Source organism: Neobittarella massiliensis (ex Bilen et al. 2018), assembly GCF_900289145.1.
GTDB classification, from domain to species: Bacteria; Bacillota; Clostridia; order Oscillospirales; family Ruminococcaceae; genus Neobittarella; species Neobittarella massiliensis.
In genome coordinates this window covers 129,576-154,722 of record NZ_OKQO01000008.1, presented here as the reverse complement: position 1 = coordinate 154,722, position 25,147 = coordinate 129,576, and the positions used below count along the sequence as shown (strand labels likewise).

21 protein-coding genes are annotated in these 25,147 nt (G+C 60.1%); 11 read left to right on the top strand and 10 right to left on the bottom strand.

Translation table 11 applies throughout. The annotated features are described in order from the left end of the window. The first annotated feature begins 85 nt into the window (after nt 1–85). The 3 genes from C6Y32_RS12415 to C6Y32_RS12405 all read left to right on the top strand — a co-directional run bounded on the left by C6Y32_RS12415 (nt 86) and on the right by C6Y32_RS12405 (nt 2,126). Nucleotides 86–997 (top strand): DMT family transporter, encoded by a 912-nt coding sequence (locus C6Y32_RS12415; protein WP_105205577.1) that lies wholly within the window; start codon nt 86–88, stop codon nt 995–997. Between the two features lie 56 nt (nt 998–1,053). Continuing rightward, the gene (locus C6Y32_RS12410) at nt 1,054–1,794 is read left to right on the top strand and encodes a class I SAM-dependent methyltransferase (RefSeq protein WP_105205576.1); all 741 of its coding nucleotides are present in this window, start codon (nt 1,054–1,056) and stop codon (nt 1,792–1,794) included. Nucleotides 1,795–1,922: 128 nt separating this feature from the next. After that, nucleotides 1,923–2,126: a (2Fe-2S)-binding protein gene (locus C6Y32_RS12405; RefSeq protein WP_243206189.1), complete on the top strand. Its 204-nt coding sequence runs from the start codon at nt 1,923–1,925 to the stop codon at nt 2,124–2,126. A gap of 58 nt (nt 2,127–2,184) precedes the next feature. Here C6Y32_RS12405 and C6Y32_RS12400 read toward each other — a convergent pair whose 3' ends face one another. The 4 genes from C6Y32_RS12400 to C6Y32_RS12385 form a co-directional block, all read right to left on the bottom strand. Beyond that, complete coding sequence (locus C6Y32_RS12400; protein WP_105205575.1) at nt 2,185–3,276, bottom strand: hypothetical protein; 1,092 nt, start codon at nt 3,274–3,276, stop codon at nt 2,185–2,187. 29 nt (nt 3,277–3,305) lie between these two features. Then, the gene (gene codA / locus C6Y32_RS12395) at nt 3,306–4,541 is read right to left on the bottom strand and encodes a cytosine deaminase (protein WP_105205574.1); all 1,236 of its coding nucleotides are present in this window, start codon (nt 4,539–4,541) and stop codon (nt 3,306–3,308) included. 154 nt (nt 4,542–4,695) lie between these two features. Continuing rightward, the gene (locus C6Y32_RS12390; RefSeq protein WP_105205573.1) at nt 4,696–5,709 is read right to left on the bottom strand and encodes a carbohydrate kinase family protein; all 1,014 of its coding nucleotides are present in this window, start codon (nt 5,707–5,709) and stop codon (nt 4,696–4,698) included. Then, complete coding sequence (locus tag C6Y32_RS12385; RefSeq protein WP_105205572.1) at nt 5,709–6,389, bottom strand: phosphoribosylanthranilate isomerase; 681 nt, start codon at nt 6,387–6,389, stop codon at nt 5,709–5,711. Before C6Y32_RS12385 ends, C6Y32_RS12390 begins: the two co-directional genes overlap by 1 nt. Between C6Y32_RS12385 and C6Y32_RS15165 the strand changes: the two genes are divergently transcribed. From C6Y32_RS15165 to C6Y32_RS12355, 7 genes are all read left to right on the top strand, one after another. Continuing rightward, nucleotides 6,388–7,032, top strand: coding sequence for a hypothetical protein (locus C6Y32_RS15165; protein ID WP_129589448.1), 645 nt, complete (start codon nt 6,388–6,390; stop codon nt 7,030–7,032). The two genes, C6Y32_RS12385 and C6Y32_RS15165, sit on opposite strands and share 2 nt — an antisense overlap. Nucleotides 7,033–7,420: 388 nt before the next feature. Continuing rightward, nucleotides 7,421–7,957 (top strand): thiamine phosphate synthase, encoded by a 537-nt coding sequence (locus C6Y32_RS12380; RefSeq protein ID WP_105205571.1) that lies wholly within the window; start codon nt 7,421–7,423, stop codon nt 7,955–7,957. Then, nucleotides 7,957–8,598, top strand: a complete 642-nt coding sequence (locus C6Y32_RS12375; protein ID WP_105205570.1) for an HAD family hydrolase — start codon at nt 7,957–7,959, stop codon at nt 8,596–8,598. The genes C6Y32_RS12380 and C6Y32_RS12375 overlap by 1 nt, the downstream gene beginning before the upstream one ends. A gap of 356 nt (nt 8,599–8,954) precedes the next feature. Next, complete coding sequence (locus C6Y32_RS12365; RefSeq protein ID WP_105205568.1) at nt 8,955–9,566, top strand: TetR/AcrR family transcriptional regulator; 612 nt, start codon at nt 8,955–8,957, stop codon at nt 9,564–9,566. Nucleotides 9,567–9,599: 33 nt separating this feature from the next. Then, complete coding sequence (locus tag C6Y32_RS12360; RefSeq protein ID WP_105205567.1) at nt 9,600–11,951, top strand: ABC transporter ATP-binding protein/permease; 2,352 nt, start codon at nt 9,600–9,602, stop codon at nt 11,949–11,951. A 40-nt stretch (nt 11,952–11,991) separates the two neighbouring features. Beyond that, nucleotides 11,992–12,150, top strand: a complete 159-nt coding sequence (locus tag C6Y32_RS15435; RefSeq protein WP_164998274.1) for a hypothetical protein — start codon at nt 11,992–11,994, stop codon at nt 12,148–12,150. A gap of 254 nt (nt 12,151–12,404) precedes the next feature. Continuing rightward, nucleotides 12,405–13,388: a GGDEF domain-containing protein gene (locus tag C6Y32_RS12355; protein ID WP_164998273.1), complete on the top strand. Its 984-nt coding sequence runs from the start codon at nt 12,405–12,407 to the stop codon at nt 13,386–13,388. A gap of 153 nt (nt 13,389–13,541) precedes the next feature. Here the strand turns inward: C6Y32_RS12355 and C6Y32_RS12350 are convergent, their stop codons facing one another. Beyond that, complete coding sequence (locus C6Y32_RS12350; RefSeq protein ID WP_105205565.1) at nt 13,542–13,799, bottom strand: zinc ribbon domain-containing protein; 258 nt, start codon at nt 13,797–13,799, stop codon at nt 13,542–13,544. Between the two features lie 354 nt (nt 13,800–14,153). Continuing rightward, nucleotides 14,154–14,843, bottom strand: a complete 690-nt coding sequence (locus tag C6Y32_RS12345) for a YoaK family protein (protein ID WP_243562737.1) — start codon at nt 14,841–14,843, stop codon at nt 14,154–14,156. A gap of 159 nt (nt 14,844–15,002) precedes the next feature. On the opposite strand from C6Y32_RS12345, the gene C6Y32_RS12340 reads away from it, so the two are divergent. After that, a complete protein-coding gene (locus C6Y32_RS12340) occupies nt 15,003–15,896 on the top strand; it encodes a LysR family transcriptional regulator (protein ID WP_164998272.1) in 894 nt (297 codons plus the stop codon). A gap of 162 nt (nt 15,897–16,058) precedes the next feature. Here the strand turns inward: C6Y32_RS12340 and C6Y32_RS12335 are convergent, their stop codons facing one another. From C6Y32_RS12335 to C6Y32_RS12320, 4 genes are all read right to left on the bottom strand, one after another. After that, on the bottom strand, nt 16,059–17,894 hold the full coding sequence (locus C6Y32_RS12335; protein ID WP_129589447.1) for an LTA synthase family protein: 1,836 nt from the start codon (nt 17,892–17,894) through the stop codon (nt 16,059–16,061). A 267-nt stretch (nt 17,895–18,161) separates the two neighbouring features. Beyond that, the gene (locus C6Y32_RS12330) at nt 18,162–18,794 is read right to left on the bottom strand and encodes a manganese efflux pump (RefSeq protein WP_164998271.1); all 633 of its coding nucleotides are present in this window, start codon (nt 18,792–18,794) and stop codon (nt 18,162–18,164) included. Nucleotides 18,795–19,112: 318 nt separating this feature from the next. Then, nucleotides 19,113–20,519 carry a bifunctional diguanylate cyclase/phosphodiesterase gene (locus C6Y32_RS12325; RefSeq protein WP_105205561.1) on the bottom strand — a complete coding sequence of 469 codons (1,407 nt, stop codon included), beginning with the start codon at nt 20,517–20,519 and terminating at the stop codon, nt 19,113–19,115. A 191-nt stretch (nt 20,520–20,710) separates the two neighbouring features. Next, nucleotides 20,711–25,021: an EAL domain-containing protein gene (locus C6Y32_RS12320; RefSeq protein WP_105205560.1), complete on the bottom strand. Its 4,311-nt coding sequence runs from the start codon at nt 25,019–25,021 to the stop codon at nt 20,711–20,713. Nucleotides 25,022–25,147 lie beyond the last annotated feature (126 nt).

The following is a 25,147-nucleotide window of genomic DNA, read 5'->3' as shown; positions in this document are numbered from 1 at the left end:
ACAGCCTGCACGGCGGTGGCACATTGACATTTTGCGCGCGCTGCGCTATGGTGATAAAACAGTGTGTGAATAGGGGGGAAGAGCGATGCGGGCCAAGGTCCAGATGATCGCGGCCATGCTGCTTTTTGGCAGCCTGGGCGTGTTTGTGCGGCACATCAGCCTGACCTCGGGCCAGCTGGCGCTGGTGCGGGCGGTGGTGGGCAGCGCGGTGCTGCTGGCCGTGAGCTTTCTGAGCGGGCGGCGGCCCCGGATGTCGGCGGTGCGCCGAAACTGGAAGGTGCTGCTCTGCTCGGGGGCGGCTATCGGCTTTAACTGGATCCTGCTGTTCGAGAGCTATCGCTACACCACCATAGCGGCGGCCACCCTGAGCTACTACTGCGCCCCGGTGCTGGTGATGCTGCTGGCCCCGGCGGTGCTGAGAGAGCGGTTGCGGCTGTCGGCGGTGGCGTGCACATTGGCCGCCGTTGCCGGTATGGCTTTGGTGGCGGGGGCCGGGCCATCGGTCGCCGGGCAGCCCCGCGCTGCACTGGGCCTGGGTTTTGGATTGGGCGCGGCGGCGCTGTATGCCTGTGTGATGCTGCTGGGACGTTTTGTGCACGGGCTGACCGGGCTGGAGAGCACGCTGATACAGCTGGCGGTGGCGGCGGTGGTGCTGTTTCCCTATGTGCTGGCTACCGATGGGTTGGACATCGCGTCTGCAGGGACCGGCAGCCTGCTTTTGGCGCTGCTGGTGGCAGTGGTGCACACCGGCGTTGGCTACTGGCTGTACTTCTCGGCGCTGCCGGCCCTAAGCTGGCAGACTGCCGCCACCTTTTGCTATATCGACCCGGTATCGGCCATCTTTTTTTCGGCGCTGTTTTTGGGCGAGCAGCCCGGGCTGTGGCAGCTGGCGGGGGCGGCGCTGATATTGGGCGCCGCCTTTGGCGGCGAGTGGTGGCGCGGCCGACGGCAAAACAGCGCACCGACCCCTGCCGCCGACAGCGCAAAAAACAGATGAGACCGACGGGACCCGCTGCGGGCGGTATGTGCCGAACATAAAAAGGAGTGTAAAACATGTGCAAGAACAACCCCTATGACGACCCCCAATTTTTTGAGGCCTACAGCCAGATGGGGCGTTCGACCCAAGGGCTGGCCGGGGCCGGCGAGTGGTATGCGCTCAGAGAGCTGCTTCCCGATCTTGCCGGTAAGCGCGTGCTGGACCTGGGCTGTGGGTACGGCTGGCACTGCCAGTATGCCGCCCAGGGCGGCGCCAGCTACGTGCTGGGCCTGGATATTTCGGAGAAGATGCTGCAGGTGGCACGGGAGAAAAACCGATTTGACCAGGTGGAGTACCGCTGTCAGTCGATAGACGAGATCGATTTTGCCGCCGACAGCTTTGACGTGGTACTGAGCTCGCTGGCGCTGCACTATCTGCCCGATTTTCAGGATATCTGCCGCCGGGTGGCCGGCTGCTTGACGGTGGGCGGGCAGTTTATCCTGTCGGTGGAGCACCCGGTATTTACCGCCTACGGCAGCCAGGACTGGTACCGCGACGAGCAGGGGAACATTTTGCACTGGCCGGTGGACGGCTACTATATCGAGGGGGAGCGCCAGGCGATATTTTTGGGCCAGCCGGTACAGAAATACCACCACACCGCCACCAGCTTTGTACAGGGGCTGTTGCAAAACGGTTTTGTGCTGACCGACTTTGTTGAGCCGCGGCCCGACCCATCGATGATGGACCTGCCCGGTATGCAAGATGAGCTGCGCCGCCCCATGATGCTGCTGTTGGCCGGAAGGCTGGAGAGGCGATAGCGGCGGCTTTTATGGCTGCTGCCGGAGATGCCGTACAGCCGCCCGGCTGCACTTGCATTCTGATAAAACAGACTTTATAATGGGGACAGGAACTGCCCACATACTCGTTTAGAAAGGGGATGCCCACCATGGAATCTATGGAAAACGTGCTGGTATGCAACTGCAAAAAGGTGACCTACGCCGACATTGAGAACGCGCTGCATCAGCTGCCCACCATGACCGCTGTAGAACAGCAGTTTGAAGGTGTGCAGAAGATCACCCACTGCTCTACCGGCTGCGGTGGCTGCCACGATAAGATCATGAAGATCATCTCGGATATCATGTACCCGTGATGGCGCCAAAACGGCCCCCTCAGCTAAAGCTGAGGGGGCCGTTTTACCGTTCTGCGCTCTACCCGTCAAACGGCTCGACCTGTATGGCCGAGGGGTCGCTCTGCGGGCAGCGGTACAGCAGATCGTCGGGGCCGGTAAAATACAGATAACCGCCGCAGGTGTCCAGAGGACTGGCGAAGGGATCGTCTTTTACAGTGAAAGGCAGGGTCTCTATCCGGCCGGTCCGGCTGTGTACCCGCGTCATCGTCTGATAGCTGTCGCTGTCTATCAGGTACAGCCAGTTTTCGTCGTAGGTGAAAAGGCGCATGCCTTCGGGCAGTTTGGCACACAGCTGCACCGGATCTTTACTCTGGTAATCCGCCACCCACAGCGCATCGGCCTGCTGGTAATAGACGCCGCGATGGGTGGCCAGCCATCCGTCGTACATGGTGCCGGTGTAGGTGCAGATGTGCTGGCTCTCACCGCCGCCGAGCTGTGACAGCACGATATCCTGCCGCACCGTCACCTGGGGCTCATAGCCCAATATCTCGTGGTTTTCGGCAGCGGCATAAATGCCGCTGTCGAGATCTAGCGCCCCCAACCCGGTGTACACAGCCGACAGCGGGCATACGACACCGTTTTTCAGCGGCTTTAGATCGGGGAGACTGTAGGTATCGGCACCGTTTGCCCGCAGCATGTCTTGCCCCCCCTCTGCGGTGTAGAGCACATCGCCGATGATCTCGTAATACTGCGGAAAAAACGGCTGTTGTTGCAAGGCGCCAGTGTGCAGGTCGCAGCTCCAAAAGCCCAGGGCAAACAGCACATCACCGCGCGGCGTCATGTCGCGGCTGGTAAATAAAAGCAGATCTTCCCGGTACAGACGCAGGCCATACAGCTGTGTATCGGGCATGGAGACCAGCACTTTAACAGCCCCCTGCGCATCTATCTGATAGATCTCGTGGCAGCTGCAGACATAGGTGTTATCGGCGCCCCGGCGCACCCGGCTGTTTTGATACTTGTTGTCCTGATAGGACAGCTGGCTGCCGTAGCTGGGCGGGGCCGGTTTTTTTGAGGGTGCTGTCGGTTTTTTTGTACCTTCACTGGCGTGGCTGCACCCGCCAAGCAGGGCGGTCAGCGCCACTGCCACCGCCAGCAGTTTGGCCGCGCGCATGTGGCGCCCCTCCCCTTTTTTGACTGCGGTCAAAGCAGCACTTCGGTCTTAGCCGGCTGGGTGGCTGCCAGCAGGCGGCCCCGGTTATAGCTGTAGAGTACGGCGCTCTGCCGGTTGAGGGCGTCGTAGAAGTTGGCGGCGTCCAGCACGATAAAGCTGGCCGGTCGGCCGGGTTCGATGCCGTAATCTTTGCCCAGGTGCAGGGTGCGGGCAGCGTTGTGGGTGATGAGCCGGTAGCTGTCCATGATCTCCTGATAGCCCATCATCTGGCAGACGTGCAGGCCCATGTGCACCACCGTGCGCATGTTGCCGTTTCCCAGCGGATACCAGGGATCGAAGATGTCGTCGTGGCCCATAGACACGTTGCAGCCGTTGGCCAACAGCTCTTTTACTCTGGTCACGCCCCGGCGCTTGGGGTAGGTGTCGAACCGGCCCTGCAAATGGGTGTTGACCAGCGGATTGCAGATAAAGTTGATGCCGCTCATAGAGAGCAGGCGAAACAGTTTGCCGCAGTAGGCGTTGTTGTAGCTGTGCATGGCGGTGGTGTGGCTGGCGGTGACCCGGTCGGAGAGACCGCTCTCCAGCGCCCGGCAGGCCAGCACCTCCAGCCCACGGGACTGCTCGTCGTCGATCTCGTCGCAGTGCACATCTACCAGTTTATCGTATTTCTCGGCCAGCTGCATACAGAAATTGACGCTCTCTACGGCGTACTCGCGGGTGAACTCGAAGTGGGGGATCGCGCCCACGCAGTCGGCGCCCATCTTCACCGCCTCCTCCACCAGTTCTTTGCCGTGGGGCACGCTGAGGATGCCGTCCTGGGGGAAAGCCACGATCTGGATATCGATCAGGTCGCGCAGCTCCTCCTTGAGTTCCAGCATGCCTTTCATACCCGCCAGAGTGGGCTCGGTGACGTCTACGTGGGTGCGGATATGCTGTACACCGTTGGCTGCGTACATCTTACAGGCCCGGCGGGCCCGGTCCTTTACATCTTGGGGGGACAGTTTCTCTTTGCGCTTACCCCAACAGGCGATGCCCTCAAACAGGGTGCCCGACATGTTCCATACCGGGTCGCCGGCAGTGAGACAGGTGTCGAGGTGGACGTGGCTCTCGATAAAGGGGGGAAGCACCAATTTGCCGGTACAGTCGAGCACCTCTTCGCCGGGGGTGGACTGCAGGTCGGGGGCGATCTCGGCAAACAAGCCGTTTTGCACCCGGATATCGGTGGGGGTGACGGCATTTTCCAGCAGGCAATTTTTGATGAGCAAACAGATCTCTCCTCTCGCTTTGACGGCACACGGGACCGCACCGCCGCCCGTTTGAGGGCGCTGCGCAGTTACAGGTGCCAAAAGGGGCCAGAGGCACCGGCTGACCGTCTGGGCGGTACTGAGCCGGGCCTCGGGCCCCTTTTACTGTATGTATTTATTTTTGCCCGATGAGCGGGGTCTTCTCGATGAACTCCTCCACCACATCCCAGGACGGGACGGTGCGGGCGCCCACTTTGCCGATGGCGTAGCAGGCGGCGGCGTTGCCGTGCATGACGGCGTCGTGCAAGTCGAGGCCGCGGGCCACCGAGGCGATAAAACCGGCGTTGAAGGCGTCGCCGGCGCCCACGGTGTCGACCACCTCCACATCGAAGGTGGGCAGGAAGCCGTGCTCATTGCCCTGATAGTAATCTACCCCGGCAGCACCGGCGCGGCAGATGACGACTTTGCCCTGATCGGCATAGTACTTGCAGGCCTCCTCGGGGGTGGCCTTACCGCTGAGCGGCACATACTCCTCTTTGCCCGAGCCCAGCAGCACGTCGGCCAGCTCTACGCAGCGGTTTACGCGGGCCTTGAACTCGTCGGTAAAGGGAGAGACTTCGATGCGCAGGTTGAGGTCAAAGGAGATGGTGATGCCGCCGTGGGCCTTACACTTCTCTAAAAAGCCGATGACTGTGTCGGCGGCGGGGTTCTCGCGCAGCATAAAGCCGGTGGTCTGCACCCAGCCGATCTTGTCCATCAGCTCGTCGGGCAGGTCTTCAGGCACCAGCTGCAGGTGGCTGGGATGTACCGGCGGGAAAGCGTACAGGATGCGGTTTTTATCCTCCGACACCACGGCAAATACCGCCACGGTGGAGATGGCCGGGTCACAGGCCATATAGTCGGTCATGACGCCGTCTTTGTGAAAATCTTCTTTTAAAAAGTCGCTGTAGTAATCTTTGCCCGCTTTGCCGGCAAAGTAGACGGGCATGCCCAAGCGCGCCAGACCAGACGCGGTGTTGGCGGTGGCACCGCCGGACTGGATGGTGGGGTCGGGGCGATAGGTGTTGTCCACCTCTTCGCCGCGGGCGATCGCGTCCATGATCTGGCGGGATTCGCCGTAGGGGATGATGATGTCGGGGTTGATATCGCCCAGGCACAAGATGGCCTTATCGGTCTTTAAACTTTTCATTAGAACTTTACACTCCTGGCTTCACGGCAGAATTTTTCGACTTTCTCGAGATCTTTGATGCGGGTGCCATCGGGCAGGAACTTGTTGGTGTGGGTCAGCGAGTCGACGCCCCAGGGTTTGACGATGCGCACCGCCTCGGCCACGTTCTCGGGGGTGAGACCACCGGCCAGGATGACATCGGCTTTGCCGGCGACGGCTTTGACGATCTCGGCGTCGATATTCCAGTCGTGGGGGACACCGGCGGCGCCCACACCGGGGATGTTTTCGGTGACCGAGTCGAGGATGAGGATATCGCACCACTCGGCGTACATTTTGGCCTCTTCGATGGACTCGGGGCCAGACACGCCGACAGCCTGCTCCAGGCGGGTGGTGGGGTTGGCTTCTTTGATGCGCTTAGCCAGCTCAGGGGTGGAGAACACCTCGCCGCCGCACATGTGGATCACATCGGGTTTGAGCTCACGCACCCGCTCGACCACCAGGTCCTCGGGGTCGTCGATAGAGATGAGCACGCCGTTACCTTTGCCCTTGATGGTGGCAAAGATCTCTTTGATCTCGTCGTAGCTGAGCTCGTTGGGCAGGTTGGCGCCCGACACCGGGGAGACCCCCAGATAGTCGCAGCCCAGCTCGATGACTTTTAGGGCCTCTTCGGGGGATTTGATGGAATACAGCTGAACGATCATGATGATGTCCTCCTTATTGTGTAAAACAGGTGTTTTATTCCTCAAAAGAGGGATGGCAATCGCGGCGGACAAACAGGCAAAGCCTATTTGCCTTGCTCTGCTATCCCTCTCTTTGAAATCTTCCTACATGACGCCTCCGGCGCCATGGATGGTGTCGGGCGGACGCCCGACTTATTTTAATGGGTACAGCGATACTTACACATGTGTTTTATTCCTCAAAAGAGCATACCCAATCGCTGCGGGCGCGCAGGCTTCGCCTGCTTGCCTTGCTCTGGGTACTCTCTCTTTGAAATCTCTCTGCATGGCGCCTTTGGCACCATGGGTGGTGTCGGGCGGACGCCCGACATATTTTAATGGGTACAGCGATACTTTTGCAGGTGTTTTATTCCTCAAAAGAGGGATGGCAATCGCGGCGGACAAACAGGCAAAACCTATTTGCCTTGCTCTGCTATCCCTCTCTTTGAAATCTTCCTACATGACGCCTCCGGCGCCATGGATGGTGTCGGGCGGACGCCCGACTTATTTTAATGGGTACAGCGATACTTTTGCAGGTGTTTTACTCCTCAAAAGAGCATACCCGACCGCTGCGGGCGCGCAGGCTTCACATGGCGCCTACACCGCAGACGGGCCACGCTTTGTTTAATTATACCATCTATCTTTGGCCCCCCGCAACCAAAAACAGAGCGGTTTGCCGGCCAATAGGTGCCAAAGAATCTCGAGAAAAACCAGCATTTTTCATAAAATATTTTTTAAAAACACGGCAAAATAGCGAAAATTTGTCAATCTGCTTCAATCGATTTTTAATCCTCCGGTAGATTTGTCTCGGCTGTAAAAATATAAGTATTTGCTTATTTATGTGAGTTAAACTTAATTATTGAGCGCCACTATAGAGATCTCTTTGTCAAAAGCGCTGCTGGTGGGGCGCATCTCTTGACTTATGGCGCTGGGGCCTGTACATTTAATATATGTGTGATATTCGCTGCCGAAATATCTGCTAAAACGGCGGCGCGCGATAGAGGGGAGCAACGACTATGAGCGAGATCAAAAAACACCTGGCCTTTTATCTGGTCATCGACGAGAGCTGGACTACCGGTGAGCTTGCGCAGCGCTGCCGGCAAGCCGTAGAGCAAGGTGTCACCTGTTTGGATATTTTGGGCAGTGACCAAGACCGTATCGCCGCTGTACAGCAGGTGGCGATCGAGCACGGTCTCCCCTGCATCACCCAGTTTGGCGACGGCGACGGGGCGTACCTGCCCACTGTAGACATGGTCGCCGACATGCGGCAAAAGCTGGGGGCCAAGGCGATCGTGGGCTGCACTGTGTTTGGTGCCGGCGAGGCCAAAGAGGCGCAAAAAGCGGGGGCCGACTATCTGGGCGTACCGGTGCAGCGCACCGGCTTAGAGACGTTAAAGGCCATCTGTGCGGCGGTGGGTATTCCGGTGGTGGCCTATGAGCCGAAAGACATTGCCGCCCTGCATGGCTGCGGCATCAATGGCGTGGGCTTTTTAGCTCAGGCTATGCCGGCGGACCTCTCTTCTACGGCGGCGGCTATTGCGGAGGTGCTGTGATGCGGGGCGCGATCTTTGATATGGACGGCACACTGCTGGACTCGATGTGGATGTGGCGGGGGCTCGACGAGCAGATACTAATCGATAACGGTGTGCCCGTACCCGAGGATCTGGGCCAAAAGATCGTGACCATGAACTCACAGCAGGCCGCCGAATATCTCTCGAGCAATTACCTGCCCCACCTGGAGCCGGAAAAGATCATGGAGAACTGGGAGGAGATGGTTTGGCAGGCGTACCGCACGGTGATCGCCCCTAAACCGCTGGTGCCCGAGTACCTGCACGCCTTAAAGGCGCGGGGGATAAAGATGTGCATCGCCACCATGACCGACCGCCCTCAGGCCGAGACGGTACTGAGACGATTGGGGCTGTGGGACCTGTTTGAATTTATCATCACCGTGCCCGAGGCAGGTAAAAGCAAGCACGAGCCGGATATCTACTTTCAGTGCTGTGAAAAACTGGGTCTGGACCCGGCTGACTGCACCGTGTTTGAGGACGCCTATTACGCTGTAAAAACCGCGAAAGCCGCCGGGTTTACCGTCTGCGGCATTTACGACGACACCTCGAAATTGGACTGGCCGGCCATTGAGCGGACCGCCGACATCGCCATTACCGATTACCGGCAGTTGCTCGAGCAGCTGTAGCCGTGCGGCCGATCGCCGTTTAAAAAGGCGCTGTACACACCGATGTGTGCAGCGCCTTTTTTATTTTGTAAAGGGGTGCCGCCCCCACGGTAAATGATATTTTTGCCGGTGGCCGGCAAGGCGGGACCGTGACACGGGGCAAGAAACCAGTGGGCACCTTTGCGGCGGCGCAGACCATACCGGTGAAAGCGGCAGCAGCCGGTACCCAAATCTTCTGTACTTTTGCCGGTATTCGCAATTTGTTCACGGTTTATTCAGCTTTTGGACCTTGTATGGCGGGGGGTGCACCGGTATGATAAAAAGCGTTTTCACCCATACATGACATACTGTCACTTGACTGCTGTGCGAGGAGCGCTATGCCCACTACTACTTTTTACAATCTGCCCGCCCCCAAGCGGGCCCGGCTGACCGCCGCCATCGTCGACGAATTTGCCCGCGTGCCGTTCGAGCAGGTCTCGATCAACCAGATCGTGCAGAACGCCGGTATCTCGCGGGGGAGCTTTTACCAGTACTTCAGCGATAAGCGGGATATGCTTTTGTACGTGCTGGACGACTACCGGCAACAGATGACCCGCCACGTGCTGTGCAGCCTGCAGGACGGGGACGGCGATCTGTTCGTGCTGTTTGCCGGCATGTTGGACTTCTGCATCCAGTTCGGCACCGACCCCAAGACCTACGGATTTTGCAAGAACCTGTTCGCCGACGCCAAGTTGGGATGCGGCTTTGTGCTGGCCCCACCGGAAGAACACCTGCCCCAGGAGATCTTGGAGGCGCTGGCCGACGGTGTGAACTGGCAGACCTTGCGGGTGCGCACCCGTGACGACATTTACGAGATGATCGAGATCATGGCGCTGCTCACCAAAGACGCCATGACCCATATCTTCCGCGATATCGACCGCTGCGAAGAGATCCGCCGCCAGTACCTGCACCGGCTGGAACTGGTGCGCCGGGGTTTTGCCCTGGTGTGAAAAACGCCTAAAAGCCACCACAGAGGAGACTTTATGTTACAGCTGAAAAAAATTACCAAACGCTACACCACCGGCACCTTTACCCAGACCGCGCTGGACGGTATCGACCTGGAGTTTCGCCCGTCGGAATTCGTGGCGGTGCTGGGGCCCAGCGGCTCGGGCAAGACCACCTTTTTAAACATCATCGGCGGGCTGGACCAGTACGACAGCGGCGACCTGGTCATCAACGGCCGCTCCACCAAAGATTTTAAAGACCGCGACTGGGACGCCTACCGCAACAACAGCGTGGGCTTTATCTTTCAGAGCTACAATCTCATCGGCCATTTGAGCATTGTGGACAACGTGGAGATGGGCCTTACGCTGAGCGGTGTGTCGCGGGCTGAAAAACACCAGAAAGCCACCGAGGCGCTAAAGCGGGTAGGCCTGGCCGATCACCTGCACAAGCGGCCGGGGCAGCTCTCGGGCGGACAGATGCAGCGGGTGGCCATCGCCCGAGCTTTGGCGGGTGACCCGGACATCATTTTGGCCGACGAGCCCACCGGTGCGCTGGACACTCACACCAGCGTACAGATCATGGAGCTCATCCGCGAGATCGCCAAAGACAAGCTGGTCATCATGGTCACCCACAACCCGCAGCTGGCCGAAGATTACGCCGACCGCATCGTGCAGTTTCGCGACGGACAGGTGATCGCCGACTCTGACCCGGTGGTGCACACCGGCGAGAGCGAGCGCGGCTACACGCTGAAAAAGACCAGTATGAACTTTTTGACCGCGCTCAAGCTGTCGGGCAAAAACATCTCTACCAAAAAGGGGCGCACGGCCCTGACCGCCTTTGCCTCCAGCATCGGTATCATCGGCATCGCGCTGGTGCTGTCGCTGTCTAACGGGTTTGACAAGCAGATCAGCTTATTCGAGTCGGATACGCTGTCGGGCTTTCCGGTGATGATCACCCAGCAGGCGGTGGAGATGGACATGGACACCATGATCGAGCAGCACAGCCAGATGATGGGTAGTCAAAAACGGCCGGACGAGTACCCGGATAAAAAACAGGTTCTGCCCTATGACCCGGCGCAAAACAGTATGGTCCACCAGAACACCTTTACCCAGGAGTACCTGGATTACGTGGAGCACATCGACGGGTCGCTGCTGTCGGGCATCTCGTACACCCGCACGGTGAACATGAACCTGCTGCATCAGGCCGACAGCGGCGACGTGACGGCGGCCAGCACCTCTAACCTGAATTTTGCCGCCTACCCCACCTCTCTCAAGGAAGGCGGCGAGGACTACCTGCAGTCGAGCTATGACCTGCTGGCCGGCAGCTATCCCCAGGAGGATACCGACCTAGTGCTCATCGTCGACAGCTACAACCAGATCGACCAGAATATTTTGACCCAGCTGGGGATAGACAGCAGCGGGCCGGTAGATTTTGACGACATTGTGGGCAAGACCTTTAAGATCGCCCCCAACGACCTGTACTACACCCAGATAGGTAGCTGGTTCACGGTGGATAGCAGCGCCGAGCACCTGCGCCAGATTTATGACAGCGAGGACTGCATCACGGTGAAGATCGCCGGTATCCTGCGCGCCGATCAGGATACCAAGCTGCAGGTGCTCTCGGCGGGGGTAGCCTACTCGGATAAGTTGACCCAGCGCTTTATCGATAGCGCCCAAGACTCGGCCATCGTAAAGGCCCAGCAGGAAGCAGATTACAACGTGCTCACCGGCCAGCGCTTTGACGATGCGGCCGCAGCCGGCAATCACGGTGGCAGCCAGAATGCCGCCACCAAAGAGCAGATACTCGCTGCCCTGGGCGGTGACAGCACCCCATATATGATCGCCCTGTACCCGGTAGATTTTGCTGCCAAGGAAAAGGTGACCACCTATCTGGCCGATTACAACCAGGGCCGCGACAGTGCCGACCAGGTCATCTACACCGATATGGCCGCCACCTTCACCTCGCTCTCAGGCGGTATCATGGACGCCATAACACTGGTACTGGTGGCCTTTGCGGCGGTGTCGCTGGTGGTGTCGCTGATCATGATCGGTATCATCACCTACATATCTGTGCTGGAGCGCACCCGCGAGATCGGCGTATTGCGCGCGCTGGGCGCCCGCAAGAAGGATATCACCCGGGTGTTTAACGCCGAGACCTTTATCATCGGCGCCTGCTCGGGGCTGATGGGTATTGGCATCGCCTACCTGCTCACCTTCCCGGTCAACCACATCCTCAAGAATCTGACCGACCTTTCGAACGTGGCACAGCTCAACCCGGTGCACGCGATCTTGCTGGTGGTCATAAGCGTAGCGCTGACCATGCTGGGGGGCATGATCCCCGCCCGGCTGGCGGCCAAGAAAGATCCCGTGGAGGCGCTGCGCAGCGAATGAGGCCCTGTAATTTTGACCACTATGTAAAAGGAGTGCCCGTATGGAAAGCAGACATGCCCCTTTGAGCGTGCGCAGTGCCCGGCGCACCGGCCGCTGTGGACGGCAGTTTCGCCGCCAGGGACCAGCACCCAAACGTCCCGCCGGCCGACTGGGCCGGCAGCTGACCCACCTGTTTGGCCGCCGCACGCGCACCGTATAAAATATCGATACGCTCGCCATGAGTCCCCGGCACTGGAGGTTACCAGTGCCGGGGACTTGCTTTTTCTGGCGGCAGCCGGTCTATTGGCGGCCGGTACCTGACGCCTGTACAAAAAGAGAGGTGGAAATTTTGACCATTCTTATACTAGGCAGCGGAGACTGTTTCCTCTATAATAAAAGTACGAATAGAGCGCACAGCTGTTTTGCCGGACGCCGGCCCGGGCGGCAGTGTTACGAGCGAAGAGGGGGATACCATTGGACCGCGTCAGATCACTTGAGAGAGAGAATGCCCGGCTGTTGCAGCTCGCCCAGCACGACTACCTGACCGGGCTGTACAACCGGGGCGCCACCCAGGAAAAGGTGGAACAGCTGTTGCGCCAGACCGGCGATGGGGCCCTTTTGGTACTGGATGTCGACGGCTTTAAGCAGGTGAACGACCAGTACGGCCACCTGGCCGGCGACCGGCTGCTACAGCAGATCGGCCAGGTACTGGGGCTGCTGTTTTTGGTGGAGGAGCCGGTGGTGGGGCGCGTTGGCGGCGACGAATTTGTGTTGTATTTCCCGGGTAAAAAGGGCCCTGATTTTGTGTCATCCGCGGTGCGCCGGGTGCGTGACCGGTTGGCGGCCGTGCCGATACAGCCTGACAGCGGGATTTACCTGTCGGTATCGGTGGCGGGCAGTGCAGCCCAGCCGGGTGATGACTACCTCACTTTGTTTGACCGCGCCGACCAGCAGCTGCTGCGCCGCAAGCGGAGGCGGTCGCCCCCCAGCGGGCCCTTAGTCCCGGTACAGGGGCTGGACGCCGATATCCACAAGGTACGGCAGGACCTGCGGGAACAAAAGCGCCTGCCGGGTGCGTACTGCCAGGACTACCAGACCTTTCAGAGCATATACCGCTTTGTGGAGCGGGGCCTGCAGCGGACACACCGCCACTGCTGTATACTGCTCATCACCCTGACCAACGGGCAGGGCGATCTGGCGCCGCTGCCCCGCCGCCAGCGGGAGATGGACCTGTTGCAGGAGACCGTATCGCTGTCGCTGCGGGCAGGAGACGTGTTCACCCGCTACAGCAGCTGCCAGTTCCTCATTATGGCCATCGGCGCCAGCAGCGAGGATGCCGGCCACATCGCCGCCCGCATCCAGAAGGAGTTCTACCAAAAAGTGCCTGCCTCCTCTGACACCAAGCTGCAACACGCAGTGTGCTCGCTGGTGGATATCGGGGAGCCGGCCAGGTCGTAACTTGCCACTGCTTATCCACTGACCACTACTTACATATCGCGGCTTTCGTTGTTTTTGCGTCTCCCCATTTCTTTTTTCTACAAGATAAAAGCAGTTCCCCGCCGGTCGCAGATAGCGGAGAACTGCTTTTTTGTGCCGGCAAATATTGTGGGGCTACTTGTGCCAGCGCCGGAGCGTGGGGAAAAACTGAGTCATTGCCGTACGGGCCTGCTGCGGGGTGATGTGGCTGTCGGCTTTTACCATGGGCTGGATACAGGCCTCGATCATCTCCTCCATAGTGCAGTCTTGGGCAAAAGTGCCGTTTTGGTAGCAGTAGTGGCAGTAGTCGGTGCTCTTGCTGCCGTCGCATTCAGTCCCGTACAGATCGTCGGTCATGGGCATACCGCAGCTCTGGCAAAATTTCTGTTGCATACTTGTGCTCCTTTATCTGTTTTTATTGGGTGTGGGTCCAGTATAGCAGCCTATACCAGACAGCTGTGTGTCAACTAAACTTTTGCCCAGTCTAAAAATTTGCGGACGAGTGGCAGCATACACCGGTGAAACTGTCAAAAGAGAGCGGACCGATCTTGATCGGTCCGCTCTCTTTTGACGGTGCCCAGCGTGCAGTCTCTACTGGGCCGCAGCTGGCGACTTACCCGGCACGCCCGCTCGCAGATAGGCGTGCGCAGTGCGCCATCTATAAATAAAGGGTCCCCTGATCGGCACGCTTTAAACTGCTGCCGCCAGCGCCCTGAAAGGAGAGCTTTTTACACAGATCAGCCGCGATCACTCGGGCCGGGCAGCAGCTGGCGGCCGGCTGACCGTGCCGGCAGCCATCGCCACAAAGGCCAGCGCCAGCAAAACACAGCTAAACAGCACTGCCAGCCGCCCCAGCCACCAGCTGAGCGCCGCCCCCAACACGGCGCCACCCATAAAGCAGAGCACGATGGCTGCGTACCGGAGCGCACTGCGGCGATCCTCGCTGCTGCCGCCGTGTAAAAGGCGGTGCGTGCAGTCGGCGAGCGAGCGGAGATTGCCGGTACACATCGTGCTGGCATAGGTCTTGCCGTGCAGGACGCGAAAGCCGCTGGCCTGCAGTGCGCACACAAAAGAGACCAGTGTAGTGGCGGCCATGTCGCCGCTGCCCTGGGGCAACAGAGCCACCCCCGCCAAACAGACTGCCTCGGCACAGAGCAGGCCCTGCCGCCAGTGTAAAAACAAGCTGTCGCCCCGGCGGCGCAGTTCCAGTGCCAGCAAGCTGCCCACAAAAAAGGCGGCTACCGGCACCAGATACTTCCACACGGCGGCCATATCGCCCTGGGCCAGCGACAGTACCAGCAGCACCAGATTGCCGGTCTGGCAGTTGGCGAACACGCCGCCCCGGGCCAGATAGGTGTAGGACTCTAAAAATCCGCCCACTGCGGCCAGCAGCACACCGGTGCGCAGTGACTGGGCCATCTGTCGCCTGTTCTCCATCTGTCTTCCCTCCCCTGCCTTTTGGCAAACACCCATTTTCAGGGCTCTTGTATCTTCTCGGCAATATCAGTATACTAGGAGACGAGAGATTTGGAAAATGATTTGTTGATATGCCTGTCATGTTAAAATCGCATGGCAAAAAAAGGAGAGGTTATCGCCGTGGCTGCAGATCTCGACCTGTACCGCATCTTTTATCACGTGGCCAAGTACCAAAATTTTACCCGGGCGGCCGAGGTGCTGCTCTCGAGCCAGCCATCGGTGACCCGGGCCATGCAGAGCCTAGAGAGCGAGCTGGGCTGCCGGCTGTTTGTGCGCTCGGGGCGCGGGGTACAGCTGACAGCTGAGGGCCAGCTGCTCTACAGCCGTATCGCCCCCGCTTACGAGAGCATCGTGCGGGCCGAGGAGGAGATCGCCGGGGCACTGAGTTTGTCGCAGGGGGCTGCCTATCTGGGCACCACCGGCATGGCCCTGCACTGCCTGCTGCTGCACCGGCTGCGGGCCTTTTGCACCGCCTTTCCGGGCATACGGCTGCGCATATCTGACTACTCGACCCCGCAGGCCATACGGGCGTTGCAGGCGGGCAGCGTAGACATGGCCACCATTACCACTCCCGCCCAGCTGCCGGCCGGGCTGCGCCGCACGGCGCTGGGCGATTTTGAAGAGGTCATGGTGGGCGGTCCCCGCTTTGCGGCACTGGCCAGCGGTAGCCACACGCTGTCCCAACTGACCCAGTACCCGCTGGTGGGCCTGTCTAGCGACACTGTCACCTATGCCTTTTACCGAGATATCTACGCCGAGAGCGCCCTGGACTTTGCCCCTGACGTGCAGCTGTCCACCTCGGACCTGGTGCTGCCGGCCATCGCCCATGACCTGGGGATCGGCTTTGTGCCGCTGCCGATCGCCCGGCCGGCACTGCAGAGCGGGCAGGTGGTCCGCATACCGCTGGCCCAACCGCTGCCCCGGCGCCAGGTGTGGCTGCTGACCGACCCGCGCCGATCGCTGAGCCCCGCCGCCAGAGCACTGTATAGAGCACTGCGCCAGCAAGACTTCTAACCTGTGCCGTGTGCTGTTTTGCAGTATTTGGCAGGGGCAGATAAAGCGGAGCCCTGCCGGTACCAAAAGACCGGACCGCCGGGTGTTTGCGGCGGGTCCCCAACATCGCGCATTAAAAAGAGCGCCCCTATGGGCGCTCTTTTTCGGTACAGGTGATATTCCCTAGCTGTCGTCGTCATCGGTTTCTTGCTGGGTCTTTTCTTTTTGCTCGGTCTCCCGGTGGCGGGGCGTGGCGGTGAGCCGCTGGTCGCCCTCGACGATATCGTAGGTGAGCATATTCAGGTACTGGTTCTCGGGGACCGGCTGGCTGGCGTTATACGAGTATACCGGCGTGGTCTGCATCAGGCCCAACACCGCGCTGCGCACCGGGTCTAGCGGGGCGTGTATCACGTCGGCCAGCACATAGGGGATGTAAAAAGCCGAAATGGGCTTTTGGGGGATGACGTTCAGGTCGGCATCGTAGTTGGCCCATACCAAATAGCTCTGCTGATAGAGTTTAGCGCAGTTTTCGCTGCTGATACCCAGCGACTCATACAGATCGTCTTCGGCCGAGAAAAATGGGAAGTGGTCGCCCACAAAAAAGACGATGGTGGGTTCATCGAGTTTTTTGATACTCTCGATAAAGCGGCCCAGCGCCTGGTCGGAGTGCTGCACTTCACTCAGGTAGTACTCCAGCTCGGTCATGCCGGTCTCGGGGAACTTGTAGGGCTGGTGGTTTTGCATGGTGGTGGTGTAGATATAGGCGGGCTTATCCTGCTCGCGCAGCATGCGCTCGATCTGGGTGTACACCACGTCGTCGTCTATGTAGGCGTTATAGTCGTAGGTGGGGACGGTAAAGTCGCCCTCGAACACCAGGTTGTCGTAGCCGAAGCGGGAATAGGTCTGGTTACGGCCGTAAAAAGTGGCGCTGAAGGGGTGGATATAGCTGGTCTCGTACCCCAGATCTTTATAAAAATAGGCAAAGGTATCCTGCTCGCGGTCCTTGAGCAGTTTTTGCGGGGTGGGCTCGTCTTTGAGGCCGCGCATGGGCAGGCCAAAATTGAGCTCGAACTCGGTCTTGACGGTAAAGCCGCCAAAGGTGGGCACCACAGTCGTGCCTTTATATCCCTCGCTGCCGATACGGTCGAAATTCTGGTACACCTCATCAGAGATGCCCAGCTGCTCAAAGATGCGGAAATCGGCAAACGACTCGTTCATGATCATAATGACGTTGGGGCGGACGAAGTCCCCCGCGCTCTGTTTGTAGGAGGAGACGTCCTGCGGCTGTACGTCGTAGGTCTCGTAGTCGCCGGCGCGCTCTTTTTTGCCCGGCGCTTTAGAGACGGCATTCTCGACCACATTGGCGATCATCTGGTTGTGGGCAAATTTCTCGTTGGTCTTAAAGGTGTTATAGGAGGTCTCGACATCCACCCCGAAGGTGCGCAGGATGGCGGTATTGACCCCCGACATGAAAAAGAAACCCACGAACAGACCCAACATGACCGCCCCGACCCCCGCGCTCACGTACCAGCGACCGCCGATCTTGGGATTGAGCCAAAATACGGCCCCGAAATAGAGCAGCACTGCCAACAGGCACAGCGCCAGCGGCCAGGTGATCTTGATATAGGCGAACTTGGCGATGTCGGAGGCGTTGGCGGTCATCACCAGGTCGGAGAGCAAAAAATGGGTGCCGCTGGTGGAGCACTTAAAAAACTCTACGCAGGAGAAGGCATACAGCGTACCGGCGGTGAGAAATACCGATATCCAGCCGCGGCGCACCAGCAGGGTAAAGCCCCAGAAAAAGAGCGATACCAGCAGCACATCGAACGCCAAAATGCCGGGCCGCTGCACCACAAAGTCGATAAAATCGCCCAGGTGTTGGGCCTGATTGCACTCGGTTATCAGCACTGCAAACAGCGGGAACAAGGCCAGCAAGACCATGCCTGCCCGCCGGTGCCGGGTGGTATTTTGTTTTCGGGCGTTTTGAAAGCGCCGCAGATACTTCCTGACTCGTTTCAATATGCGCACCGTTTCCTTTTTATTTTGATCAGTTGCCCCGGCGCGGGGCGGGTGAAAATACCGACGGGGACCTGGTACAGGTCCCCCATACGGCTATTCTACTATAGCAAATATCCCCTAAAAAGGACAGCAATAAAAGTTTACAATTTTATGAACTTTCGCAATATGTACAATATGAGACCCGGCCAGCTGGCACAATGCCCTAAAAAAGCACCGGTCTACCGCTGTTTTTTCGGCGCACATGTTTTGTGTTACCGCAGGCAGGCTCTAAGCCCAGGCCAGCAGGCGCAGCGCCCCCAGCAGGATGAGGATAGCGCCGCTGAGCCACGACAGGTCGCGCCCACTGATCTTCTGCACCCGGCCGCCCAGCCAGTGGCCGCCCAGTACGGCGGCGCAGCCCAGTAAAAAGGCGGCGCCCATCAGCGGCAGCAGCGGCACCGATAAAAGTCCCAGCCCCAACCCGGCCCCCAGCGAATCGACCGACAGAGCCGCCGCCAGATACAGCGCCTCTTTGGCGCTGAGCGCCTTGGACTGATCGCGGTCAGCCCGCGTCTCGTCGAGGTAGACTTCCAACATGAACTGGATGCCGGCCAGCTTAAATTGCAGCCGTTTTTTTTGCTGCCGCTTTTCGAGATAGCGCTTTACGGTGCTCTCGCACAGGGTGACCGCACCGATGAGCAGCAGCAAAATCGCCCCCAGCGCCGCCGGAACGCCCGGCGGCAAAATGCGGGCGATGAGCCCGGAGCCAGCCACCGCCACCCCCAGCACGCAGCTGCCCACCCCGCCTATGACCGCCGCCGAACGCAGCGGGATGCGGATACCGCCCGCACCATAGGCCAGACTGGCCACAAAAGCATCGGTACAGATAGAGACCGAAAACAAGAGAATTTGAATGATCAAGGACGAATTCCTCCCCATGCCCAAATCTCGGGTGGGCGCAACCGGGCACTGCTGCGCGCCGGGGCCGGTACGACGGCCCAGAAAGTAGTAAGGGATAAGCCCCCATTTTTGCAGCTGACAGCGGCTGGGCTGCCGGTGCGGCCAGAACCATACCGCGGCCGTACCTGCTATCCTATGCGCCGGCGGGGCAAAATGTCCCCGACGTTTTGCCCCGCTGTACGGCGCCCATACCGATTATACCAGTATCGGCGGCGGTATGAAAGCGGCCACACAAAAAAGCCCGTCCCGCTAGCGCGGGACGGGCGATATCTCTTTTGCTCACAGCACCAGCTTCCTAGGGGCGGTAAAGGCCATCTGCTCAAAGACCGGCGGCGGTACCGGCGGCGAGAGCAGGTAGCTCTGCAGCTCGGTACAGCCCCAACCGCGCAGTTTGCGGGCCTGTGCGGCCGTGTCTACCCCTTCGGCCACGGTGGACATGCCCAGTTGGGCCGCCAGTTGTACGGCCCAGTGGGCCACCTGCTCGCCCCGCCGATGGTCGCCGCCCACAAAAAAGGCCCGGTCGAGCTTGAGTGTGTCTGCCGGCAACCGGCGCAGCGATGCCAGCGAGGAGTAGCCGGCGCCAAAGTCGTCGATAGCCAGACCCAGACCGGCCTGCCGGATCGCGGCGGCGGCGCGACACAGCGCGTCCATATCCTGGGCGGCAGTCTCGGTAAGCTCGATCTGTGTACAGCTCGGCTGCAGCCCGCTGCGCTGCAGCATCTGCAGGTAGGGCTGCAAAAAATCGGGTTCGGTCAGCTGGCGCCGCGAGAGATTGACCGATATCGGCAAGAGCGGCCATCCGTTTTGTCGCCAGCTGCACAGCAGCGCGCAGACCCGGCAAAACACCCAGCGGTCCAGTTGGGCAATAAAACCGCTGCGCTCAAACAGCTCGATAAAGTCGCTCGGCGGCAGCAGCTTTTCTCCCAACTGCCAGCGCACCAGTGCCTCGGCCCCACAGATCTTTCCGGTCTGCAGGTCGGCTTTGGGTTGCAGATACACCCGAAACTCCCCCGCTGCCAGAGCTGCAGCAGCCCGGTCGAGTTTTTGCTTGCGCGCCAGCGCCTGCGCCAGATCCTGTGGCGCATACAGCGCACAGCGGCAGCTATCTGCCGTACGGGGCAGTTTGGCTGCGGCGCGGCAGGCAGCAGCGGCACGGTCCTGCGCGGTGACCACCCCGCAGCGCAGATCGCCCAGCGGATAGGCGCCGGCGCTGAGCGACAGCGGCCAGGGGGGGTGCCAGCTGGGGGTGCCGCTGCCGAGCCGTATAGCAGCGCGCGCCAGGCGAGCGTGCAGCGCCCCCATCCCCCGCCAGTGCAGCAACAGCTGAAAGTGCTCCCCCGCCGCCCGGGCGCACAGCTCGCCCGGCTCGAGCTGTGCGTGCAGACAGTCGTATAGCTGGCGCAGCACTCTGTCGCCCTGCAAGCTGCCCAGGAACTCGTCGATCAAGTCAAAATCATCGATGTGCAGTGAGATCAGCACGTAGCTGCCCGGCGGCGCACGAAACACCAAGTGCCGGCACAACAGGGCAAATTTGGCCGCGCTGTCGCCGCCGGTGACCGGGTCTTCGAAGGCCAGTGCCTCCGCCTGCCGCCGGGCGCGCTGCCGCGATATCCACAGCACCAGCAATGTACCGGTCAGCGCCGCTGCTGCCAGCGCCCACCAGAGCACCACCGCTCCACGATCCACTTTACCGCCTCCTCACCGTCTGCGCACCAGCGCCTCTTGTTTAGAGTATGGGCGGCTGGGCGGCGGGGTAACCAAATAAATGAAGGCCGGGGCCGGGCACAGGTGCCGGCCAGGTGGGTATTTTATAAAGAAAGCGCCGCCGGGATGATCCGGCAGCGCTTCTCAACAACGATTTTGCGGTCTGCCCGCGGTCACTGCTGTGCCGGCAGCGGGGCGGGGCCCTGCATGTATTTGGCGACGAAATCAGGTACTGGGATGGGCTTATTGTAATAGTACCCCTGCACAAAGTCACAGCCCATGGCCGCCAATATCTGCTGCTGTTGTACCGTTTCCACACCTTCCGCCACGCTCTGTACCCCCAATTTTTTGCACAGGTCGACCAGGTTTTGCACGATGGCCTGCGCGCTCTGGCTGGCGTAGAGGTCGCTTATGACGCTCTTGTCGAGCTTGAGGGCATCGAGCGGCAGGCTGGAGAGCAGGTAGATGTTGCTGTACTGGGCGCCGAAGTCGTCGAGTGACAGCCGGTACCCACCGGCGCGGATGCGCTCGCCGATATCGGTGAGCGTGCGGCGCTCCAGCTCGCCCATGCTCTCGGTGATCTCGATCTCGATGAGGTGGTGGGCAACGCCATAGGTGTCGCACACCCGGTCGATGTGTTCTACCAGCTCTTGCTCCAGTACAGTCGAGCGGGAAAAGTTGAGCGATATGGGGAACAGCCGGTAGCCCGCCCGCTCCCAGTCGCGCAGTATGCGGCACACCTGTTCGAGCACAAAAAAGTCGATCAGGGCCACCAGGTTCTCGCGCTCCAGATGAGGGATAAATTGGGCGGGCGCTATGAGCTTTTGCCGGTCGTCAAAGCAGCGCACCAGCGCCTCGGCCCCGGCAATAGCCCCGGTGCGCAAACAGGCCTTGGGCTGCAGGTAGACGGTGAACCGCCCCTGCTGCAGGCCGTTTTCCACGTCGCGGCGCACCTGGGCGCGAAAGCGGCGCTTTTGATCGAGCGAATTTCCATCGCGTTTGCCCTGCTCTTTTTGCACCGCCAGCATCTCGTCGGCATGGCGTATCATGCGGGCGATATCGATATCGGCATCGGCCCAGCTAAAGCCCATGTACACCGGGCAGTCTTTGAGACCGGCGGCGCGGTACTGCGTCTCGTAGGTCATCTCCATAAAGTGCTGGTAGGTGACATCTTGACACAGCACTAAAAATTCGTCGCCCGCAAGGCGGTAGGCGCGGTCGGCGCTGAACACTGTGCACAGCAGGTCGCCCACCTCCTGTACGGCCTGATCGCCGCGGTCGTAGCCCAACTTCTGGTTGAGCAGCGACAGCCCGTCGATATCGGCGGTGAGCACCCCCAGCGAGGAGACAGCATCGGGCTTAAAGCCGCGCAGGTACTTGATAAAGCTGGTGCGGTTGCGCAGGCCGGTCAGCTCGTCGTGTACGGCCAGATAGCGCTGCTTCTCCAAAAGGTGGCGGCGGACCAGTTCCCCCGTCAAAAAGTAGGACAGTGAGCCCAGCAGGTCACTGTCGCCCAGGTGTTGGCGCGGATTTTCGACCACCAGGTGGCCGGTGATCTGCTCGTGCTGTACCATAGCTGCACAGTATACCGTCTGCACCCCGCGCAGCAGCATATTTTTAGCCTCGGGCACGCGTTCAGCCAGGGCCTGTACGCCTTTGACGGCGATGACCTCCCGCCCGGTAAAAGAGCGCTGCACCCAGTCGGTGTAGTTGCTGCTTATGTCTGCCATACCTTTTGGGGACACCGGCTCGGCGCCTTCGCGGTGGTCTTGATGGGACACGGTCCAGCCGCCGTCTTTATCTATGGTGGTGACGTAGGCGCGGTCAGCGCCGTAAAAGCGGCGCACTGCACCGGTGACGGCAGCCAGCGCCTCTGTATCGTCTTTGGCGGCCAGCAGCGCGCTCACGCAGTGCAGCAGCACCTGATCGGCACCATTTTCGCCTGAAAGCGTGTCCTCGCTGCCGGTCAGATCGGTGGCGATCTCCATGCGGGCAGGTCGGCCGCCCCACACCACCAACTTGTCGCGCAGCAGATAGCGGCGGCCATTTTTGGCGTTTTGATTTTTCCACAGCTGGAAATATTCGGCGGTGGGGATGTGGTTTTTACAGAAGATGCAGGGGCGCGAAAAGCCTTGGATTAGCTGGTAACACTTCTTTCCGGCAAAGCCCTCCTCTGGCGCACAAAAAGCCCGCCTGGCCGCCGGGTTCATGTACAGGAGCTCGTAGTTCTGAGTATCGATGACGTACATGGGGTCGTCTATCACATCCATCAGGCAGCTCTGGTGCAGCTGTTCTTTGGCCACACATTCGCCGGCGATCTCTTGCAGAGAGCGCTTTTGGGCCTGCATTTGGGAGCTGTACACGGCACAGCGGTTTTTGCCCTGCGCCTTGGCCCGGTAGAGGGCGATATCCGCCTGGTCGTAAAGGCGCTCGAAGTCGCTGCCCATCTGCAGCGCAAAGGCCACCCCCACCGAGCAGGAGACCTGCAGCCGGCGGTTGCCGGCCAGATAAAAGCCCGCCACCTGCTGGCAAAAGTCCTGCACCTGATCGACCACCCGCTGGCGGTCGGTGACGCCGGTGAGCAGCACTATGAACTCGTCGCCGCCAAAGCGCCCGACGATGCTGCCGGCGGCAAAGGTCGACTGCAGCAGCTTGCCCACCTCGCCCAGCACGTAGTCGCCATACAGGTGGCCATAGGTGTCGTTTACCTGTTTAAAGTTGTCCAGATCGATCATCAGCAGCGCACACAGCGAGCGGGGCGTGCTGTTTTTCAGCGTCTCCTCGATCATCAGGCGCGCGGTCTGCTTGTTGTAGATACCGGTGATCACATCGCGCTCTACCCGCTCTTTGAGGGCCAGCTCGGTCTTTTTGCGCTCGTCGATATCGCGGATATAACCGGTCATGTGCACGTGACCGGTGGCGGGGTCGGGCGATAAAGTGAGCGTGGCGGCGATCCAGTGGATCTGCCCCTCGCCGTTTTGGCCCCGGTACTCAAACGTCATCTGCCGCTGGCCGCGGCGGTACAGCGCCAGCAGATTTTTGCGGTCCATCTGCTCGCGGCACTGCTTTTGATAGGTGCGGCCAGACATCATGGCGACGAGCTGGTCAAGAAAATTCTCGTATCCAGCCCCTTCCCAGCTGCCGGGGCGGCCCTTGAGCCACAGCTGACTGATGATGCCGGCCGTCAGATCCACCTGGCCCACAGCCAAAGTGTCGACCGAGAGCATCTGCCGCAGCTGTTCCTCCTGCATCACCCGGTACTCGGCCTCTTTTTGGGCGGTGACATTTTCAGATACCGCCACGGCCCGCACCGGCTGGCCCCGGTCGTCAAACAGGGTGGTGTAGTGGACCTTTTCCCACTGGTAGCTGCCGTCGGCGGCACGGACCTCCAGCGTGCAGTGGGCAGTGGGATCACCCCGATGGATGCTGCGGTACAGCTCACACAGCGCGTCGGCGCTGGTGGCGGGGATATAGCCGATATCCAGCAGCCGTTGGGGGATGTCGGGAATGACCGTGTCCAGCCCATTTCGGTCGGCGTACTCCTTATCCAGTATCAGCTCGCGGCGGGCAATATCGTACTCCCACACGTTGATGCCGGTCTGTTTCAGGGCGATGCGGTAGCGCTGCTCACTGTAGACCAGCTGCTGCTGGACCTCTTTTTCGGTGGTGATGTCGATGACGAGACCGCTGATCTTGCTGGCAGTAGGGTCGTGGCTGACAGCGGCGCTGACGTGCAGCCAGCGCACACTGCCGTCGCGGCAACGCACCCGGTACTCGCTGCTGACCCGGCCGCCGCCGCCGGCGATGACCTCTTCGATCTGCCGGCTCAGGCGCGGCATGTCTTCAGGGCAGACCAGCTGCGCCGCCCGATCGCCCAGCTCGTCGTGCATCTGCTGGCGGGTATAGCCGTGGATGGCAAAGTAGTGGTCGTTGGCGTACTGGACGGTAAAGCCCGCGTCCAGCTGGGCGCTGAACACACCGCCCAGATCTCCCTGGGCAATAGCCTGCAGCTCCTGCTCGGCCTCGATTTGGCCCGTGATATCCAGACACACACTGACAATGACCGCCTGCCCGTCGGGCGACTGGGTGCGCATGCCCCGGTCGTACACCCACATATAGGAGCCGTCTTTTTTGCGCATGCGGTAGGCCACTTCGTAGCTGCTGCCGGCGGCCATAGCGCTGTCTACCTCGCGGTCGACCCGCTGGCGGTCGTCGGGGTGCATACAGCCGAGCACCAGACCGCCGATATCTTCGGCAAATTCGTCGGCGTCACTATAACCCAGATAATCGAGCATGGGCTGATTGATAAAATACAGCGGAAAGCCCGGCTCTATGTAGCCGCCCATCATCCCACCGGGCAGGTTTTCGGTTAAAAAGGCCATACATTCCTGCCTGGCCTGCTGGTGCAGTGCGCTGCTTAACCGCTCGCTGAAATATACCTTTTGGCCCCGCCCATCCGGCGTTTTATACTGTTGGCCGCTCATCGCACTGTCTCCTTTATCCCGACTCTGTTGGCCGCAGTGCCGTCACCGCTGTGACCGGGCGCTGTAGCTGGGCGCAAATTGCCGCATAACAGCCCTTACTGGCGCGATGTGCAGCGCGTATTCTGT